19 protein-coding genes are annotated in these 15,977 nt (G+C 72.4%); 8 read left to right on the top strand and 11 right to left on the bottom strand.

Annotated features, from left to right (window positions below; genetic code table 11):
- Positions 1-74: 74 nt before the first annotated feature.
- Entirely contained in the window at positions 75-371 is a 297-nt protein-coding gene (locus ACIRBY_RS14050) for a type II toxin-antitoxin system VapB family antitoxin (protein ID WP_008740979.1), read from the bottom strand.
- An 88-nt stretch (positions 372-459) separates the two neighbouring features.
- Here ACIRBY_RS14050 and ACIRBY_RS14055 point away from each other — a divergent pair, with 88 nt between their 5' ends.
- Together ACIRBY_RS14055 and opcA are read left to right on the top strand one after the other, a co-directional pair.
- Positions 460-2,103, top strand: coding sequence for a helicase HerA-like domain-containing protein (locus tag ACIRBY_RS14055; RefSeq protein WP_403900396.1), 1,644 nt, complete (start codon positions 460-462; stop codon positions 2,101-2,103).
- Between the two features lie 72 nt (positions 2,104-2,175).
- Positions 2,176-3,111 (top strand): glucose-6-phosphate dehydrogenase assembly protein OpcA, encoded by a 936-nt coding sequence (opcA, locus tag ACIRBY_RS14060; protein WP_403900398.1) that lies wholly within the window; start codon positions 2,176-2,178, stop codon positions 3,109-3,111.
- Here opcA and ACIRBY_RS14065 read toward each other — a convergent pair.
- Positions 3,057-3,533: a cupin domain-containing protein gene (locus ACIRBY_RS14065; protein WP_403900400.1), complete on the bottom strand. Its 477-nt coding sequence runs from the start codon at positions 3,531-3,533 to the stop codon at positions 3,057-3,059. The two genes, opcA and ACIRBY_RS14065, sit on opposite strands and share 55 nt — an antisense overlap.
- 119 nt (positions 3,534-3,652) lie before the next feature.
- Entirely contained in the window at positions 3,653-4,243 is a 591-nt protein-coding gene (locus tag ACIRBY_RS14070) for an HhH-GPD-type base excision DNA repair protein (RefSeq protein ID WP_403900402.1), read from the bottom strand.
- Between the two features lie 154 nt (positions 4,244-4,397).
- On the opposite strand from ACIRBY_RS14070, the gene ACIRBY_RS14075 reads away from it, so the two are divergent.
- Positions 4,398-5,210 carry a VOC family protein gene (locus ACIRBY_RS14075; RefSeq protein WP_403900404.1) on the top strand — a complete coding sequence of 271 codons (813 nt, stop codon included), beginning with the start codon at positions 4,398-4,400 and terminating at the stop codon, positions 5,208-5,210.
- On the opposite strand, the gene ACIRBY_RS14080 is transcribed toward ACIRBY_RS14075, so the two are convergent.
- The 3 genes from ACIRBY_RS14080 to ACIRBY_RS14090 all read right to left on the bottom strand — a co-directional run bounded on the left by ACIRBY_RS14080 (position 5,207) and on the right by ACIRBY_RS14090 (position 7,811).
- On the bottom strand, positions 5,207-6,103 hold the full coding sequence (locus ACIRBY_RS14080) for a helix-turn-helix domain-containing protein (protein WP_403900406.1): 897 nt from the start codon (positions 6,101-6,103) through the stop codon (positions 5,207-5,209). The two genes, ACIRBY_RS14075 and ACIRBY_RS14080, sit on opposite strands and share 4 nt — an antisense overlap.
- Positions 6,104-6,451: 348 nt before the next feature.
- Positions 6,452-7,123 (bottom strand): DUF4097 family beta strand repeat-containing protein, encoded by a 672-nt coding sequence (locus ACIRBY_RS14085; protein WP_403900408.1) that lies wholly within the window; start codon positions 7,121-7,123, stop codon positions 6,452-6,454.
- 214 nt (positions 7,124-7,337) lie between these two features.
- A complete protein-coding gene (locus ACIRBY_RS14090; RefSeq protein ID WP_403900410.1) occupies positions 7,338-7,811 on the bottom strand; it encodes a MarR family winged helix-turn-helix transcriptional regulator in 474 nt (157 codons plus the stop codon).
- Positions 7,812-7,881: 70 nt separating this feature from the next.
- On the opposite strand from ACIRBY_RS14090, the gene ACIRBY_RS14095 reads away from it, so the two are divergent.
- Positions 7,882-8,205, top strand: coding sequence for an HGxxPAAW family protein (locus ACIRBY_RS14095; protein ID WP_403900412.1), 324 nt, complete (start codon positions 7,882-7,884; stop codon positions 8,203-8,205).
- Here the strand turns inward: ACIRBY_RS14095 and ACIRBY_RS14100 are convergent, their stop codons facing one another.
- A complete protein-coding gene (locus ACIRBY_RS14100) occupies positions 8,206-8,571 on the bottom strand; it encodes an ATP-binding protein (RefSeq protein ID WP_403900414.1) in 366 nt (121 codons plus the stop codon).
- 141 nt (positions 8,572-8,712) lie between these two features.
- Between ACIRBY_RS14100 and ACIRBY_RS14105 the strand changes: the two genes are divergently transcribed.
- The 3 genes from ACIRBY_RS14105 (at position 8,713) to ACIRBY_RS14115 (ending at position 10,299) form a co-directional block, all read left to right on the top strand.
- Positions 8,713-9,564 carry a Scr1 family TA system antitoxin-like transcriptional regulator gene (locus ACIRBY_RS14105; RefSeq protein WP_403900416.1) on the top strand — a complete coding sequence of 284 codons (852 nt, stop codon included), beginning with the start codon at positions 8,713-8,715 and terminating at the stop codon, positions 9,562-9,564.
- The gene (locus tag ACIRBY_RS14110) at positions 9,561-9,746 is read left to right on the top strand and encodes a DUF397 domain-containing protein (protein ID WP_403900418.1); all 186 of its coding nucleotides are present in this window, start codon (positions 9,561-9,563) and stop codon (positions 9,744-9,746) included. The genes ACIRBY_RS14105 and ACIRBY_RS14110 overlap by 4 nt, the downstream gene beginning before the upstream one ends.
- Before the next feature lie 133 nt (positions 9,747-9,879).
- The gene (locus ACIRBY_RS14115; RefSeq protein ID WP_403900420.1) at positions 9,880-10,299 is read left to right on the top strand and encodes a molybdopterin-binding protein; all 420 of its coding nucleotides are present in this window, start codon (positions 9,880-9,882) and stop codon (positions 10,297-10,299) included.
- Between the two features lie 27 nt (positions 10,300-10,326).
- On the opposite strand, the gene ACIRBY_RS14120 is transcribed toward ACIRBY_RS14115, so the two are convergent.
- Complete coding sequence (locus tag ACIRBY_RS14120; RefSeq protein WP_403900422.1) at positions 10,327-10,635, bottom strand: hypothetical protein; 309 nt, start codon at positions 10,633-10,635, stop codon at positions 10,327-10,329.
- A 105-nt stretch (positions 10,636-10,740) separates the two neighbouring features.
- On the opposite strand from ACIRBY_RS14120, the gene ACIRBY_RS14125 reads away from it, so the two are divergent.
- Positions 10,741-11,838, top strand: a complete 1,098-nt coding sequence (locus ACIRBY_RS14125; RefSeq protein ID WP_403900424.1) for a serine hydrolase domain-containing protein — start codon at positions 10,741-10,743, stop codon at positions 11,836-11,838.
- On the opposite strand, the gene ACIRBY_RS14130 is transcribed toward ACIRBY_RS14125, so the two are convergent.
- The 3 genes from ACIRBY_RS14130 to ACIRBY_RS14140 all read right to left on the bottom strand — a co-directional run bounded on the left by ACIRBY_RS14130 (position 11,835) and on the right by ACIRBY_RS14140 (position 15,972).
- Complete coding sequence (locus ACIRBY_RS14130; RefSeq protein ID WP_403900426.1) at positions 11,835-12,284, bottom strand: molybdopterin-dependent oxidoreductase; 450 nt, start codon at positions 12,282-12,284, stop codon at positions 11,835-11,837. The two genes, ACIRBY_RS14125 and ACIRBY_RS14130, sit on opposite strands and share 4 nt — an antisense overlap.
- A gap of 80 nt (positions 12,285-12,364) precedes the next feature.
- Entirely contained in the window at positions 12,365-15,148 is a 2,784-nt protein-coding gene (locus tag ACIRBY_RS14135) for a molybdopterin-dependent oxidoreductase (protein WP_403900428.1), read from the bottom strand.
- Complete coding sequence (locus tag ACIRBY_RS14140; RefSeq protein WP_403900430.1) at positions 15,145-15,972, bottom strand: FAD binding domain-containing protein; 828 nt, start codon at positions 15,970-15,972, stop codon at positions 15,145-15,147. Before ACIRBY_RS14140 ends, ACIRBY_RS14135 begins: the two co-directional genes overlap by 4 nt.
- Positions 15,973-15,977: the final 5 nt, after the last annotated feature.

Genomic DNA, 15,977 nt, shown 5'->3' on the forward strand with positions numbered 1-15,977 from the left:
TCGGGTAAGGCAGACCCGAAAGGCGCAACCGGCGCCCGGCCGGGCCCCGTGCGGGCCTCTCGGAGGGCCCCCGGTCAGTCCATTTCGAGCACGCGGGCGTGCAGCACCTGCCGCTGCTGGAGGGCCGCGCGCACGGCGCGGTGGAGCCCGTCCTCCAGGTACAGGTCGCCCTGCCACTTCACGACGTGCGCGAAGAGGTCGCCGTAGAAGGTGGAGTCCTCGGCGAGCAGCGTCTCCAGGTCCAGCTGTCCCTTGGTCGTCACGAGCTGGTCCAGCCGGACCGGGCGCGGGGCGACGTCCGCCCACTGACGGGTGGTTTCCCTGCCGTGGTCGGGGTACGGCCGTCCGCTTCCGATGCGCTTGAAGATCACACGGAAAGCCTACCGGGCCCGTGCCTCCGGGCGCAGCCTCGCTCCGGCGGTGCAAAAGTGGCACTCAGGGCTATTCCGGGAGTGACGCATGAGCCAGAGCACCGACCCGCCCGAGCCGACGGCCGCCGCGGTGGGCCAAGCGGACCCGGAGAGTCCGGCCGCCGGGATCGCCGCCGGGTACGCCTTCACCGGGCCCGCGCTGGAACTGGGGGCCCTGCTCTGGGACGGCGCCTGCCTGCCCGAGCGGCGGATCCGCGTCCCGCTCTCGGTGCTCAACCGGCACGGGCTCGTCGCGGGCGCCACCGGTACCGGCAAGACCAAGACCCTCCAGCTGATCGCCGAGCAGCTGTCCGCGAACGGCGTCCCCGTCTTCCTCGCCGACGTCAAGGGGGACCTCTCGGGGATCTCCGCCCCCGGCGCGCCGGGGGGCAGGACCGCGGAGCGGGCGGCGGAGGTCGGCCAGGCGTGGGAGGCCGCCGGATATCCCGCCGCCTTCTATGCGCTCGGCGGCATCGGCCCCGGAATCCCGCTCCGGGCGAGCGTGACCGCCTTCGGACCGGTCCTGATGTCCAAGGTGCTGCGGCTGAACCCGACGCAGGAGCAGTCGCTCGGCCTGATCTTCCACTACGCCGATTCCAAGGGCCTGGAACTGATCGACCTCAAGGACCTGCGGGCGGTCGTCGCCTTCCTCGTCTCCGACCAGGGAAAACCGGAGCTGAAGGGGATCGGCGGACTCTCCACCGCCACCGCCGGGGTGATTCTGCGGTCGCTCACCGCATTCGAGCAGCAGGGCGCCTCGGAATTCTTCGGCGAACCCGAATTCGACACCGGTGAATTCCTGCGAACGGCCCCGGACGGGCGCGGGCTGATTTCCGTACTGGAACTCCCCGCCGTCCAGGACAAACCGCAGCTTTTCTCTACATTTCTCATGTGGCTGCTCGCCGACCTCTATGCCGACCTTCCGGAAGTCGGCGATCCGGAGCGTCCGAAGCTGGTCTTCTTCTTCGACGAGGCCCACCTCCTCTTCAACGGGGCCTCGAAGGCCTTCCTGGAATCCGTCACCCAGACCGTGCGCCTGATCCGCTCCAAGGGGATCGGCGTCTTCTTCGTCACCCAGACCCCCAAGGACGTCCCCGCCGACGTCCTGGGCCAGCTCGGCAACCGGGTCCAGCACGCCCTGCGCGCCTTCACCCCCGACGACGCCAAGGCCCTCAAGGCCACCGTCCGGACCTTCCCCCACTCCGCCTACGACCTGGAGGAACTGCTGACCGGCCTCGGCACCGGCGAGGCCGTCGTCACCGTGCTCGGCGAGAAGGGCGCCCCCACCCCCGTGGCGGCCATCCGGCTGCGCGCCCCGCAGTCGCTGATGGGCCCCATCGACGCGGCGGCCCTCGACGCGGCGGTCAAGGCCTCCCCGCTGTACCCGCGTTACGCGCAGCCCGTCGACCGCGAGTCCGCCTACGAGAAGATCACCGCCGAACAGGCGGCCGCGGAGGCCGAGGCGGAGGCGGCCGCCGCGGCGGCGGAGGCCGAAAAGGAAGCCGGCAGGGAGGCCGGACGGGAGGCCGGGGCGGCGCGGCGGCCCGCGGGCCGCGCCCCGAAGCCGGAGCCCTCGCTTGCCGAACAGGTCGTCGGCAGCGGGCTGTTCCGCTCGCTGGCCCGCTCGATCGGCACCCAGCTGGGGCGCGAGATCTCCCGCTCCCTCTTCGGCACGGCCCGCCGGCGCCGATGAGACGCGGTGCTCCAGGGGGAATCGAGCGAACCGGTTGTCCGCGTTGCGGCAGCCGCTGACAGACTCGTAGGCATGCGGACCGAACTCACCGACACCACGTCCAGCAAGATCGACCGGGCCATGCTGGCGGCCCGTCGAGCCGTGGGCAGCCCGACCATGGGGCTCGTGCTGACCCTCGTCATCGTCACGGACGAGGAGAACGCCTACGACGCCGTGCGCGCGGCCTCCGAGGCCGCCCGCGCGCACCCGTGCCGGATCATCGCGGTGATCAAGCGGACCCACCGCGGCCCGGAGCGGCGGCGGCGGACCCGCCTCGACGCCGAGCTGCGCGTGGGCTCGGACGCCGGGTCCGGAGAGATCGTCATCCTGCGCCTGCACGGCGACCTCACCACCCAGGCCGGCTCGATCGTGCTGCCGCTGCTGGTGCCGGACGCGCCGGTGGTGGCCTGGTGGCCGGCCGACGCCCCCGCCGACCCGGCCCGCGACGACCTGGGCGCGCTGGCGCAGCGCCGGATCACCGACGCGCAGGCGGCCGTGGACCCGGTCGGCGCCCTGGCCGCCCGTGCCGGCGCCTACGCCCCCGGCGACACCGACCTGGCGTGGACCCGGCTCACGCCGTGGCGCTCGCTGCTGGCCTGCGCCTTCGACCAGAAGGCCCTGCCGGTGACCGCGGCGGCGGTGGAGAGCGAGCCCGACAACGCCAGTGCCGAGCTGCTGGCGCGCTGGCTGGAGGACCGGCTGGGCGCGCCGGTGGCCCGGGTGGCCACCGGCGGGCCGGTCATCACCCGGGTCCGGCTGGAGACGGCCGCCGGCGAGGTCGTGGTGGACCGGCCCACCGGCTCGCTGGCCACCCTGGTCCTGCCGGGGTGGCCCGACCGGAAGGTCGCCCTCAAGATCCGCAGCACGGCGGAGCTGATCGCGGAGGAGCTGCGGCGCCTGGACGCCGACGAGGTCTACGCCTCGGCGCTGCGCAGCAGCCGGCCGGCCCAGGCCTCGCTCTCGGCGTAGTGGTTGTCGTAGGTGGGCTGGCTGTCGATGATGTCCTGCACGGTGGCCTCGCCCGCCCGCACCCGGCCGAGCAGCCGGTAGTAGTCGAAGCGGCCCATGCCGGGGGTGAACCCGACGAACACCTCGGCGGTGTGGCCGGCGGCCGGGGCGAAGGCGTGCTTCACGCCGGGCGCGATGCTGAGGAAGTCGCCCCTGGAGAGGGTGTGGACCTCGTCGCCGACGAGGACGTCGAGGCGGCCGTCGGTGACGTGGAAGAACTCGGTGGCCTTGGTGTGGAAGTGCACCGGGGCGCCGACCGCGCCGACCTCGAAGCTGGCGGTGTTGCAAGTGAGTTCGGCGGTGTCGGTGAGCAGGGTGATGACGCTGCCGGGGCCGTCGGAGATGCGTTCGGCGGCGGTGGCACGGGTGAGGTTCTCGGTCATCCCGCCGACGCTACCCGGGGCCTCGGACATCGACCCGCCCGGTCCCACGGTCCGTCAACTCGCGCCTCCCGCAGGGGCGGTGGAGGGCGGGCTGCCGCGCCGACCCGGCGCCGAGGGGTCTACGCGCCCCCCGAGGCCTTGGCGGCGGCCTTCGCCGCCTGCTTGTAGGCGCGGACCTTCGCCAGCGACTCCGGGCCGGTGATGTCCGCCGCCGAGCGGTGGACGTTCGCGGGCCCGTAGCCCCCGGCCGCCTCCCGCCACCCCTTCGGCCGCACCCCGTACCGCTTTCCCAGCAGGGCCAGGAAGATCTGGGCCTTCTGCTCCCCGAACCCCGGCAGCGCCTTCAGCCGCTTCAGCAGCTCGGCCCCCGTGGCCGCGTCCGCCCAGACGGCCGCCGCGTCCCCGTCGTAGTGCTCCACCAGGTACGCGCACAGCTGCTGGATCCGCTTCGCCATCGACCCCGGGTACCGGTGGACCGCCGGCTTCTGCGACAGCAGCGCCGCGAACGCCTCCGGGTCGTAGGCGGCGATGGCGTGCGCGTCCAGGTCGTCGGCGCCGAGCCGCTGGGCGATCGTCCACGGCCCGGAGAACGCCCACTCCATCGGCACCTGCTGGTCGAGCAGCATCCCGGTGAGGGCGGCCAGCGGGCTGCGGGCCAGCAGGGCGTCGGCCTCGGGCTGCTGCGCGAGCCGGATGGTGATGTCGTCCATGCCCCCAGCCTCCCCCGGGACCGGTTCCCGCGCCCGTTCGGCGCGCGGTCGCCGGACCCCGGCCCTAGCGTGGGAGGGACGTACGGGCAGACGAAAGACGACGGACGACGGACGACGGACGACGGACGACGGACGACACAGGAGTCGATCGACCATGGCCGAGTTCCCGGAAGGCACCCCCTGCTGGGTGGACGCGATGTTCACCGATGTGGAGGCCGCCAAGGAGTTCTACGCCGACGTGCTGGGCTGGACCTTCGGCGAGGCCGGCAGCGAGTACGGCAACTACACGCAGGCCTACTCCGACGGCAAGGCGGTCGCGGCGGTCGTCCCGCCGATGCCGGGCGGCGACGCGCCGTCCCAGTGGTGCCTGTACTTCGCCTCGGACGACGCCGCCGCCACCGCGGAGAAGATCAGGGCGGCGGGCGGCACGCTGATGATGGAGCCGATGCAGGTCGGCACGTTCGGCACGATGGCGATCGCCAAGGAGCCCAGCGGCGCGGTCTTCGGCGTCTGGCAGCCGGGCGAGCACAAGGGCTTCGAGAAGCAGGGCGAGGCGGGCTCGTACGCCTGGGCCGAGGTCTACACCCGCGAGCCGGGCAAGGCGGACCCGTTCCTGGAGCGGGTCTTCCCCTACACCTCCCGTCAGATGGCGGTCGGGGACGACCCGGAGGCGGCCGGGATGGACTTCAAGATCTTCAGCGTGGGCGGCGCGGACCACGCGGTGCTGGGCCGGATGAAGATGGGCGACGAGTTCCCGCCGCAGGTCCCGTCCTACCTCCAGGTCTACTTCGGTGTCCCGAACTGCGATCTGGCGGTCGAGAAGGCGCAGGCGCGCGGCGGGAGGGTGTACTTCGGCCCGATGGACAGCCCCTTCGGCCGCTTCGCCGCCCTCGGCGACCCGCAGGGCGCGGTGTTCGCGGTGATCGACATGAACACCCGGGTCGGCGAGATGCCGGACTTCACCTAGACCGCCGGCCCGGGCCGGGAGCAGTCCTTGCAGGTGCCCGGGACCGGGCTGCGGAAGGCCCTGTCGCACCTGGTGCAGGAGACCAGGGGGTCCGGTGGGACGAAGGCGGGCCTGCGGAAGGCGGGTGGCAGGTCCGGGGGTTCCTGGGCGGCGAGGCGGTGGGAGATCAGGCCCGCGGGGTTGCGGAGTTCGGCGGGGATCCTCGCCGTGAGGACCGAGATCACCGCTTCCCTGGTCACGCCGCGTTCCAGCCAGGATTCCAGCCGCGGGGCGAGGCGTTCGATGTCCTGGCGGCCGAGGAGGAGGCGGTGGTCCGTGCGGCGCAGTTCCGCGAGGACGGTCTTCGCCGCCCGGAGGGCGGGGGAGGGCGGCCGGGGCCGCCGTTCCGGCTCCGGGGCGGGGCACGGTGGCGCGGGCCGTGGGGCCGGCGCGGGGGGCGGGACGGGCTCCGGTTCGGGTTCCGCGGCGCGTTCCGGCCCGGCGGGTGGGGCGGGCTCCGGCTCGGGCTCGGGCTCCGGCTCGGGCTTCGGCGGCAGGGCAGGGCGGGTGGCCGTGGCCTTGGGGTGGTTGTAGGACACCGTGTGGGTGACGAACCGCCCGTCGGGCAGTTGTTCGCGGACCCGCTTCAGGTATCCGTACGCCTCCAGCTCGCGCAGGGCCGACGCGATGCGGATCTCGCCCTCCGGCAGGCGCCTGGCCAGGTCTTTGATGCCGATGGGCGTTCCGGACGGCAGCGACTGGATGTACGCGCCCAAGCCGCGTGCGGTCAGCGTGAGATGGGGGTGCTGGGCCAGGTGGTTGCCGATGACGGTGAACCTGGTCGTGTGACGGACGTTGGAGTGATGAACTCCGTACGTGGCGCGCTCGGGGGCGCTAAAGTGCTGGGGAGCCATGGGAAGTGTGCTGACTTCCTGTTTGGTCAGGCCCTCGTCCGGATTTGCGTTCCTGGCGGGGGCCGTCTCAGTTTCCGGGGTTGGTCGGGGCGAGCATATGCCCGGCAACCCGGCCGAAATCCAGCTGAGTTGGACTTCTTCACCCGTGCGAGTGAGACGGCCGCCGCGGGAGGCTGGTGGGGTGGGGAGAGGGTTCTTTTCCCGGTTCTTGCGCAGCAGAAGAAACGTACGGGCGGACCGGATCGCGTTCTCCCGCGCGCCGGTCGGCGGCCCGGACCCGCGGCCCGGACGTGCGGCTCGGACGTGCGCTCGGCGGTCATGATCGGCGGTCATGCGGAGCGGGAGAGGTCAGATGCTGCGGGCGGTGATGTCGCCGTAGGCGGTGGTCGCGTGGATGCTCAGGGCGGTGTCCCCGCCCCCGCTGTTGGTGAGGGCGTTGTGGATCCGCCCGTAGGAGGTGCCGGCGTCCAGGGAGGCGGAGACCCCGCGGGCGGCGCCGACCGAGATGGCGCCGTACTGGGTGGAGAGGGAGACCGTGCCCCTGACGGCCTCGGCGATGCTGATGTCGCCCTTCTGGGTGCTGACCTCGACCGGACCGCCGGTGCGGCCGAGCGCGACGTCACCGGCCTGGACGGTCAGCCGGGCGGAGGCCGTCTCGTCCAGCTTGACCTGGGCGTGCGCGCCGTCGAAGACGACGTCGCCCAGGCGTCCGACGCCCCGGAGGTCGGCGGCGGCCGCCTTCGCCTCGACGCGGGAGCCGGCGGGGAGCTGGACGGTCACCTCGACGGCGCCGGAGTGGCCGAGGAGGCGGTTCTTCGCCGGGGCGGCCGCGATCCGCAGGACGCCCTCGCGGAAGTCGACCGTGATCTGCTCCGCCGCCTTCACGTCGCGGCTCTTGGCGGGGTTCGCGGGGCGGACTTCGACGGTGGCGTCGGCGCGGTCGGCGGCGATGAGCTGGATGCGTCCGGCCGGGATGTCGAGGACGGCGGAGACGGGGGTGGAGGTGGCGAACTTCTGCACGGTGGGCTCCTGTGCTCTGCGGTGGTCCGTCGGTGTTTCCGACGAGAGAAACGCTATGTTGCGTTCAGGGGTGCGGCAACAGCAGAGTTGCGCGTGGTGTTCATTTATGCAGCTCAGAGCCGTGAAATCGTTGCAGTGGGCCTGCGGTTTAACGCAATGAATCGGGGGATTTCGTTGCAATGGATGGGATGTGAACGCCACGGCCCGGGCCGGGTCAGGAGCCGCAGGACTCCGCGAGGTAAGTGGCGGCCAGGGTGCCCGCGCGGCTGAACCAGTCGTTGAGCACCGCGACCTCCTCCGGGCTGTACCGCGCGAAGAGCTCCGCGAGGAGCGCGTAGTACGGCTCGTAGACGGCGCGGACCCGCTGCGCGGCCTCCGGTACGGCGACCACGCGCACCCGGCGCCGGTCGGCGGGGTCGGGCTGCCGGGTCACGAAGCCGCCGCGCTCCAGCCGGTTGACGATGCCCGTGACGGCGCCCGTGGTGACGTGCGCGCGCGCGGCCAGGTCGCCGGCGGTGACGGGGGCGTCCCCGGCCTGGAGGACGTACGCGAAGCAGATGAGGTCCGTCGGGCTCAGGCCCAGGTTCCGGGCGAACTCCTGCTGGGCCACCATGCTCGTCGCGATCAGGTCGTCCATCGCGCCGATCGCCGCCGGGACGGAGGCGGCGGGGCGGTGTGTGCCCTCCATTGAAAATCCCTTAGTGCCTAAGATAAATTGCTCACTGACTAAGACATCATAGGTCGGGAAGGGGTGCCGTATGAGTGCGCACGGGTACGACGAGGGGCACACGGTCGCCGGATGGGCCGGAACGGCCGTCGCCGCCGTGGGGGCCTCGGTGGCGGGCCTGGGGGTGGTCGGCTGGACGCCGGGCATATGGATCGGGACCGGCGTCATGGTCGCGGCCGCCCTACTCACCTGGGTGCTGCACCTGGCGGGCTGGGGCAAGGGGCCCGGCCCCCGGCCGCAGTCGCACTGGGCCATGGGCGCCCGCGACCACACCGCGCGCGAGGGCCACGCCGAGTGCCTCGGCTGCCGCATGGCCGGACGCCGGCCCGCCTCCTCCGCCGTCCGGCCCGGCTAGCTACGAACTGAGCTCGGCCCACACCGTCTTGCGCGGCGCGGGCCCGGTGGAGCTCCCCCAGCGGTCCGCGAGGGCGCCCACGATGGACAGCCCGTACCGGGGCTCATCGGGGAACCGGTCGCTCCGGGTGTCGGCCACCTCGATCCGCACCCGGCCGGCATCGGTGACGCTCAGCTCCAGATGGAAGTCCCGGCCGGGGACCCGGCCGTGGGTGACGGCGTTGGAGCACAGCTCGGCCACGACCTGCGCGGCGTTCTCGAAGGGCAGCCCCCAGGCGCGGAGTTGCTCGACGGCGAGCAGCCGGGCGAGACGCGCGGCGCGAGGGGTGGCGGACAGCTGCACGGCGTAGTGGAGTGGAGGATTCACGTCACTTAGCGTGTCGGCGCGTGCTATCTCTGTGAAGTGGCCCGCCCGGTCCGTAGAGGGTTTGTCCAAGGCTTGTCCAACGCTGTCCGGACTGTCCCAACAGGTCCGCCGGGTAGGGCGGGTTGAGGAGGTGGGAGCCGTATGGACAGTGACGGTGTCGAAGAGCACAGCTGGGCCGTGGACCCCGAAGACGAACAGGGGGCGGCGCTGGTCGCGGCCTTCGGTCGCCAGATGAGGTCGAGGCGGGAGGCGATGGGGCTGCGGGTCGCGCAGTTGGCGCGGCGCATCGGTTACAGCGAGGACCTCGTGTACAAGGTCGAGTCGGGGAAGCGGATTCCGAAGCCGGAGTACCTGGACGAGGTGGACGAGGCGCTGAAGGCCGGCGGGCTGATCAAGGCCATGAAGGACGACCTGCTGGGCGTCCGGTACCCCAAGAAGGTCCGCGCTCTGGCGAAGTTGGAGGCCAAGGCCGTCGAGATCTGCGGGTACCGCACGCACAACCTCCATGGGCTGCTCCAGACGGACGAGCATGCGCGGGCCCTGTTCGAGATGCAGCAGCCGGCCTACTCGGAGGAGGAGGTCGAGCGGGGTGTCGCCGGGCGGATGGCCCGCCGTTCGGTCTTCGAGCGTACGTCCTCGCCGACCATCAGCATCGTCCAGGAGGAGGCGACGCTCCGGCGGCGCATCGGGGCCACAATGGTGTGGCGCAGGCAGCTCGAACGGATCCTGGAATTGATGCAGTTGAGGCATCTGGTCCTCCAGGTGATGCCGCTCAACTGTGAATCGCATGCCGGAATGACGGGCGGTATCGAGTTGCTGAAATTCGCGGACGGTACGGCGGTTGGTCGGTCCGAGGGTGCCTTCAACGGACGCCCCGTCTCCGACCGCAAGCAGCTCCAGATACTGGAGCTGCGGTATGGGATGATCCGATCCCAGGCCCTGACGCCACGGGAGTCTCGGGTCTTCATCGAGCACTTGCTGGGAGAGACATGAACCACGCGTCGGATCTGGACTGGTTCAAGAGCAGCTACAGCGACAGCAGCGACATCAACGACTGCGTCGAGGTGGCGACCACCCCGGGCACGGTTCACGTCCGGGACTCCAAGGCCCTCGGCCCCCAGTTCGAGGTCAGCGACTCGGCCTGGGCGGGTTTCGTCACGTCATTGGCGGCGTAGGCGAGGCGCACGGGTGGTTCCGGTTCGTGGATGCGAGGGGCTCCCGGCAGGGTGGTCCCGTCCGCCCTACGGTCGGTCCCGCGCGGTTCTTCCCGGACCGCGCGACGTGACTACGCAAGAGGTCGAATCACCCATGAGCCTGAGCATCCGCAACCAGATTGCCGGAACCGTCACCGCCATCACCACCGGTGAGGCCATGGCGACGGTCAAGGTCCGTCTCGACGGCGGTCAGGACATCACCGCCGCCATCACCGTCGACGCCGTGAAGGAGCTGGGCCTGGCCGCCGGTTCGCCCGTGAAGGCCTTGGTCAAGGCCACCGAGGTGGCCCTGGCGACCGGGCCCGTCGAGGGGCTGTCCATCCGCAACCAGATCGCCGGCACCGTCGTGGACGTCGCCACCGGTCCGGCCATGGCCTCCGTCAAGGTGGACGTGAACGGCGGCGGGCTGACCGCCGCGATCACCGCCGACGCCGTCGACGCGCTCGGCCTGGCCGCCGGCTCCTCCGTCGTCGCGCTGATCAAGTCGACCGAGGTCTCCCTCCAGGCCGCGTAGGGCCCGCCGGGGCGGCGGCCGGGACCCTCATTCGATGAAGAGGCTCCGGCCGCGCCCGATGGCGCTCGCGCCGGGGTCGATCTGCTGCGTCACCCGGCCGTCGCAGTCCGGGCCGGACCACACCCACGCCGCCTCGTCCGTGTGGTTGACGACCTTCGGCGGGGCGAAGTCGCCCAGCCGGTAGCAGCCCGACGGGTCCTCGTGCTCGGTCCCGTCGATGGACAGGACCCCTTCCGCCGCCTGCGCGGTGCCCGCCGGGGTGGCCAGCGCCAGCAGCGCGGCCGCCGCGCACGCCCCCAGGGCCTTCCCCGCACGCCGTGCCGTTCGCATCGTCATTCGCCCGCCTCGTTCCTCTCGCCCGACCGGACCGGATGTCGTGACGGACTGTAGCCCTTCCGATTACGGTGTGTGCTGAGGCGTGCGGTGGCGAAAGAGGGGCGCATGGATCTCCAGGAGACCGTGGACGAGCTGGTCGCCTCCGGGCGGGAGGCCGGGCTCCAGGTGGCGGCGTACCGCGACGGGCGGCCGTTCCTGGAGGCGTGCGCCGGGGTTCCCGGGCCGGCGACGCCCGTGCACTCCTTCTCCCTCGGCAAGGGGTGCACGGCGACCCTCGTGCACGTGCTCGCCGAGCGCGGGCTGATCGAGTACGACGCGCCCGTCGCCCGCTACTGGCCCGCCTTCGCGGCCCGCGGCAAGGAGGGCGTCACCGTCCGCCACGCCCTCACGCACACCGCCGGGATCCCCCAGCTGCCGCGCGCCCTCACGGTCGCCGAACTGTGCGACTGGGAGCACATGTGCGGGGTCGTCGCCGGGCTGCGCCCGCTGTGGGAGCCGGGGACGGACAGCGGCTACCACGGCTGGACCTACGGCTGGATCCTCGGGGAGACCGTCCGCCGCATCACCGGACTCACCCCGGGTCAGGCCCTGCGGGAGTACGTCACCGGGCCCCTCGGGATCGCCGACGAGCTGTACTTCGGGCTGCCCGCCGACCGGCCGGCCCGGGTGGCGCCGCTGGTGGAGGGCGGATGGGAGGCGTACCTGGCCGGGCTGCCCCCCGAGGCCCCCTTCGTCCGGCTCATCGCCCCGAACCGGAGCCTGTGGACCACCGCCTCCCTCGCCAACCGCCCCGGGTACCTCGCGGCCGACCTGCCCGCCTGCGCCACCGCCACCGCCCGGGCCGCCGCCCGGATGTACGCGGCGCTGCTGGGCGAGGTGGACGGCGTGCGGCTGCTCCCCGCGGACCGGGTCGCACAGGCCACGGCGTCGGCGGTGGACGGCCGGGACCGGATGCTGCTGCGCCACCACGCCAAGGGGCTCGGCTACTTCCTCGGCCTCCCCCCGGCGGGCGGCGACCCGGCCGCCTTCGGCCATCACGGCAGCGGCGGTTCCATCGCCTTCGCCGACCGCCGGCGCCGCCTGTCCTTCGCCCTGACCCGCACCCGCCTCGTCCACCCCGCCGACACGACGGCCACCCGCCTGGCGGACGCGGTCCGCGCGCGGGCGGAAGCGGAACCCGGCGGGCGGTTCCCGGCCGGCTAGACCGCGATCAGAGCCGGGACGTCCAGGGTGCCGAACCAGACGTGCGTCACCGCGCTGACGTAGCGGGCCCCGCAGCGGTCGGACGGGACCACCAGCTGGCTGCCCGAGCCCTCGAGGTCCTCGCCGTCGAGGCGGGTGGCCAGCAGGACGGGGCTCCCGCAGAAGTCGTCGTCCAGCTCCGCCCAGGACAGGACGGTGTGGTGGCCGTCGCCGCCGCTGACCGCCAGGAGGTAGCGGCTGCGGTCCTTGCGCCGGCGGGCGTCGAAGACGGGGCCGGCGTCGGAGATGACGTCCCGCAGCAGCGCCCCCTCGAAGACGTGGTGCTGCGGGCCGTTCGTCGCGCAGTCGAAGACGACCTTCGCCCGGTGCTGCGGCCACCGCCGCAGGTCGGCGACGGTCAGGGTCGCCGGGTGGTCGAGGTCGCCGTGCAGCAGGAGTGAGGCCATGGGCCAGTCATGCCCCGCCGGAGGCGCGGTGGAACCTCATCTGCCAGGTTGAGAGGGTCCTATGAGCCGCACCTGTGTCATCATTCGTCACTTCCGCCTTGCAGTTTCCGGTTGATTTCCCGCCACACCACGTCACGGGTCACCGGCAGCTCCGTGAAGCGGATCCCCGTCGCGTTCCGCAGGGCGTTCGCGAAGGCCGGGGCCACGGGGTTGAACGGGCTCTCGCTCATGGACTTGGCGCCCAGCGGGCCGATCGCGTCCGAGGTCTCCATGAAGTGGACCTCCGTGCGCGGGACGTCCGCGTACTGCGGGAGCCGGTAGCGGCGGAAGGCGGCCGTGGTGACCTCCCCGCGCTCGTCCACCCGTACCGTCTCGAAGAGGGTGGCGCCCAGGGCCTGGGCCACGCCGCCCTCCACCTGGCCCCGGCACTGCATCGGGTTCATCACCTTGCCCGCGTCGGCCGCGTGCACGCTGCGCAGGATCCTCATCTCGCCCGTGTCCGGCTCCACGGCGAGGCGGAACCACTGGGCGTTGAAGGCGACCGAGCGCGGGGAGCCGCCCCAGTGCCCGTCCGCAGCGACCTCGTCCAGCGCGCCCTTGTCGTGGGCGGCCTCGTAGAGCTCCTTGAGGGTGACGACGCGGCCCGCGCAGTCGAAGGCCTCCGCCTCCAGCCTGCACAGGTGCCGGGCCACGCCCGTGTGCCGGGCCGCGAAGCCCTTCAGGCGCTCCGCGAGCGAACCGGCCGCCAGCATCACGGCCTTGCCCGCCACCACCGTGCCGGCCGAGCCGAACGCGCCGGTGTCGTGGCGGACCACGTCCGTGTCGGACTGGCGGACCGTGATCCGGTCGACCGTGGTGTTCAGCGCGCCCGCGGTGATCTGCTTGTGGACGGTGGTGGTGCCGTTGCCGAACTCGGCGGTGCCGACCGCGATGTCGTACCTGCCGTCCCGCAGCAGGCTGACCCGGGCGTCGGCGAAGTGGCCGCCCGGAGGGCCGGTCGCGATCATGGCGACCGCGGATCCGGTGCCGGTGAGCCAGCCCTCGGGGACGTCCTCGTGGCTGCGGTCCTCGGCCTCGGCCCTGCGGATGATGTCCATGCACTGCTTCATCCCGTAGGAGGCGATGAAGAGGTCCTCCTCGTGGCCGATCGGGGTCACCATGTGGTCGCCGGCGCCGATGACGTTCTTCTCGCGCAGTGCGAGGGGGTCCATGCCGAGCCGGATCGCGAGCTCGTCCATCATCGATTCGAGGGCGAAGAGGACCTGGCCCAGGCCGTAGCCGCGGAAGGCGCCCGCGGGTACGCCGTTGGTGTAGACCGAGTACGCCTCCACCTGCTTGTTCGGCGCCTTGTACACGGCGAAGGACTCGCCCGCGCTGTGGAACATGACCGCCGGGCCGTGGTTCCCGTAGGCGCCGGTGTTGGAGACGATGCGGATGCGCAGCGCGGTGAGCGTGCCGTCCGCCTTCGCCCCCATCTTGATGGTGATCTTGAACGGGTGGCGGGTGGTGGCCCCGTAGAACTGCTCGGCCCGGGTGAATTCGAGTTTCACCGGGCGCCGCAGCTTCAGTGCGGCGAGGACCACGACGTCCTCGGTGAGCATCTCCTGCTTGCCGCCGAACCCGCCGCCCACGCGCCCCGCGACGACGCGGACCTCGTCCTCGTCGAGGTCGTAGAGGGCGCACAGCGCCCGCCGGGTGAGGAAGGGGGCCTGGCTGGAGGTGCGCACGGTGATCCGCTCGCCGTCGCCGTCCTCCTTGGGCTCGAAGTAGGCGACGCAGCCGTGGGTCTCCAGGCTGGCGTGCTGCACGCGCTGGGTCCGGAACGTCTCCTCCAGGACGACGTCCGCCTGGGCGTACCCCTTCTCCATGTCGCCGATCGTGCCGTGGACCTCGCCGCAGACGTTGTTCTCGGCACGGAAGATCCCCGACTCGGGGCCCTTGGGGTGCAGGACGGGGGCGCCCGGCAGCATCGCCTCCTCCGGGTCGATGACGTACGGGAGCTCCTCGTACGTGACGACCACGCGCCGGCAGCCCTCCTCGGCGGCCTGCTCGCTGTCGGCGACCACGGCCGCCACGCGCTGGCCGACGAAGCGGACCACGTCGTCCAGGACCCGGGTGTCCATAGGGTCCTCGGTGGGGTGTTCGTGGCGGGCGGAGGAGTACAGGTGGTCCGGGGCGTCGTGATGGGTGAACACGGCGTGCACGCCCGGGACCTGGAGGGCGTCGCGGATGTCGATGTCGACGATGCGGGCGTGCGGGTGCGGGGAGCGCAGCAGCTTCATGTGCAGCAGCCCGGGGACCTCGACGTCGAAGGTGTAGCGGGCGGTGCCGGTGACGACCTGGGGGCCGGCCGGGGCGCCCGGGCTGCGGCCGACGGCCTGGCCGGCCTCGGGCTCCTCGACGTGCCTGACCCCGCGGACGGCGTCCTCGATGGCGCGGTAGCCGGTGCAGCGGCAGATGTTGCCCTTGAAGGCGCGCGGGAGGTCGTCGAGCTTCCCGTCGTCGTGGGCGGTGCCCTGCTCGGCCTGGAGGGCGGATGTGGTCATCAGGAAGCCGGCCGTGCAGAAGCCGCACTGGAAGCCCTGGGCCTCCAGGAACTGCTTCTGCGCCGGGTGGAGGTCCCCGCACGGGGAGGCCAGGCCCTCGACGGTGGTGACGGAGCGGCCCTCGGCGCGGACGGCGGGGTAGAGGCAGCTGTGCACGGGCTGCCCGTCGACGTGGACGGTGCAGGCCCCGCAGTCGCCCTGGTCGCAGCCCTTCTTGACGCCGAACCAGCCGCGTTCGCGCAGGTAGGTGCGCAGGCACTGGCCCGCCCGGGGCTCGTCCCCGAAGCGCTGCCGGTTGATCTCGATCTCGTAGCTCATCGGGGTCCCTCCGGGGGGAGCAGTTCGCGGCGGATCTGCTCGGCCTGGAGCAGGGCCATGTGCCGCCGCCATGCGGGCAGTCCGTGGATGTCGTCGAACCACTCGTCGGGGCGGACGGTGCCGTCGATCGCGGCGCGCAGCTCGGCGGCGGTGGGCGGCAGCGCGAACCAGAAGCGGAACGGGCGGGTGGTCGCGGCGGAGACCGTGATCGCGAGGGAGCCGTCCTGCGGGTCGCCCGTGCCGATCACCAGGGAGCCGGAGCGGCCGAGCCCGTAGAGGGAGGCCTGGCGGAAGGCCGTGCGGGCGTCGAGCGCGCGGGCCGGGAGGCGGACCGAGCGCAGCATCTCCCCGTCGCGCAGGTCCTTGACGCCCGCGCCGCGGATGAACTCGGTGACCGGCATGCGGCGGGTGGCGCCGTCCTGGCCCTGGAGCAGGACGGTGCCGTCGAGGGCGGCGGTCAGCGAGATGACCGGCCCGGCCGGGAGGCCGTTGCAGAGGTTCCCGCCGACGGTGGCCATGTTCCAGATCTTGAAGCTTGCCAGGAAGGCCCGGCAGCACTGCTCGAACAGCGGGGCGGCGGTCGCGGGCAGGCCGCGGCCGAAGCGGGACAGCTCGGTGATGGTGCAGGTCGCGGCGATGTCGAGGGAGCCGTCGGGCTGCCAGGACAGCGGCGGCCAGCCCATCCTGGAGAGGTCGACGAGGCGGCGGATGTGGGGCTGCGGCTCGGAGAAGAGGTAGGTGCCCCCGCCGAGGAAGGCGTCGCCGGGGCGCCAGGGTTCGCGGCGGCGGGCATCGCGCACGTCGAGCACCGTGTTGAGGTCCATTTCGC

It is taken from the genome of Streptomyces sp. NPDC096136 (genome assembly GCF_044763325.1).
Lineage (GTDB): Bacteria > Actinomycetota > Actinomycetes > Streptomycetales > Streptomycetaceae > Streptomyces.

What these genes read in the sequence shown, in the direction of transcription:
- ACIRBY_RS14140 (WP_403900430.1), bottom strand. Translation starts at nt 15,972, where the DNA reads ATGGACCTCAACACGGTGCTCGACGTGCGCGATGCCCGCCGCCGCGAA.
- ACIRBY_RS14130 (WP_403900426.1), bottom strand. Translation starts at nt 12,284, where the DNA reads ATGGCCTCACTCCTGCTGCACGGCGACCTCGACCACCCGGCGACCCTG.
- ACIRBY_RS14095 (WP_403900412.1), top strand. Translation starts at nt 7,882, where the DNA reads ATGAGTGCGCACGGGTACGACGAGGGGCACACGGTCGCCGGATGGGCC.
- opcA (WP_403900398.1), top strand. Translation starts at nt 2,176, where the DNA reads ATGCGGACCGAACTCACCGACACCACGTCCAGCAAGATCGACCGGGCC.
- ACIRBY_RS14075 (WP_403900404.1), top strand. Translation starts at nt 4,398, where the DNA reads ATGGCCGAGTTCCCGGAAGGCACCCCCTGCTGGGTGGACGCGATGTTC.
- ACIRBY_RS14055 (WP_403900396.1), top strand. Translation starts at nt 460, where the DNA reads ATGAGCCAGAGCACCGACCCGCCCGAGCCGACGGCCGCCGCGGTGGGC.
- ACIRBY_RS14090 (WP_403900410.1), bottom strand. Translation starts at nt 7,811, where the DNA reads ATGGAGGGCACACACCGCCCCGCCGCCTCCGTCCCGGCGGCGATCGGC.
- ACIRBY_RS14105 (WP_403900416.1), top strand. Translation starts at nt 8,713, where the DNA reads ATGGACAGTGACGGTGTCGAAGAGCACAGCTGGGCCGTGGACCCCGAA.
- ACIRBY_RS14115 (WP_403900420.1), top strand. Translation starts at nt 9,880, where the DNA reads ATGAGCCTGAGCATCCGCAACCAGATTGCCGGAACCGTCACCGCCATC.
- ACIRBY_RS14110 (WP_403900418.1), top strand. Translation starts at nt 9,561, where the DNA reads ATGAACCACGCGTCGGATCTGGACTGGTTCAAGAGCAGCTACAGCGAC.
- ACIRBY_RS14080 (WP_403900406.1), bottom strand. Translation starts at nt 6,103, where the DNA reads ATGGCTCCCCAGCACTTTAGCGCCCCCGAGCGCGCCACGTACGGAGTT.
- ACIRBY_RS14120 (WP_403900422.1), bottom strand. Translation starts at nt 10,635, where the DNA reads ATGACGATGCGAACGGCACGGCGTGCGGGGAAGGCCCTGGGGGCGTGC.
- ACIRBY_RS14070 (WP_403900402.1), bottom strand. Translation starts at nt 4,243, where the DNA reads ATGGACGACATCACCATCCGGCTCGCGCAGCAGCCCGAGGCCGACGCC.
- ACIRBY_RS14135 (WP_403900428.1), bottom strand. Translation starts at nt 15,148, where the DNA reads ATGAGCTACGAGATCGAGATCAACCGGCAGCGCTTCGGGGACGAGCCC.
- ACIRBY_RS14065 (WP_403900400.1), bottom strand. Translation starts at nt 3,533, where the DNA reads ATGACCGAGAACCTCACCCGTGCCACCGCCGCCGAACGCATCTCCGAC.
- ACIRBY_RS14125 (WP_403900424.1), top strand. Translation starts at nt 10,741, where the DNA reads ATGGATCTCCAGGAGACCGTGGACGAGCTGGTCGCCTCCGGGCGGGAG.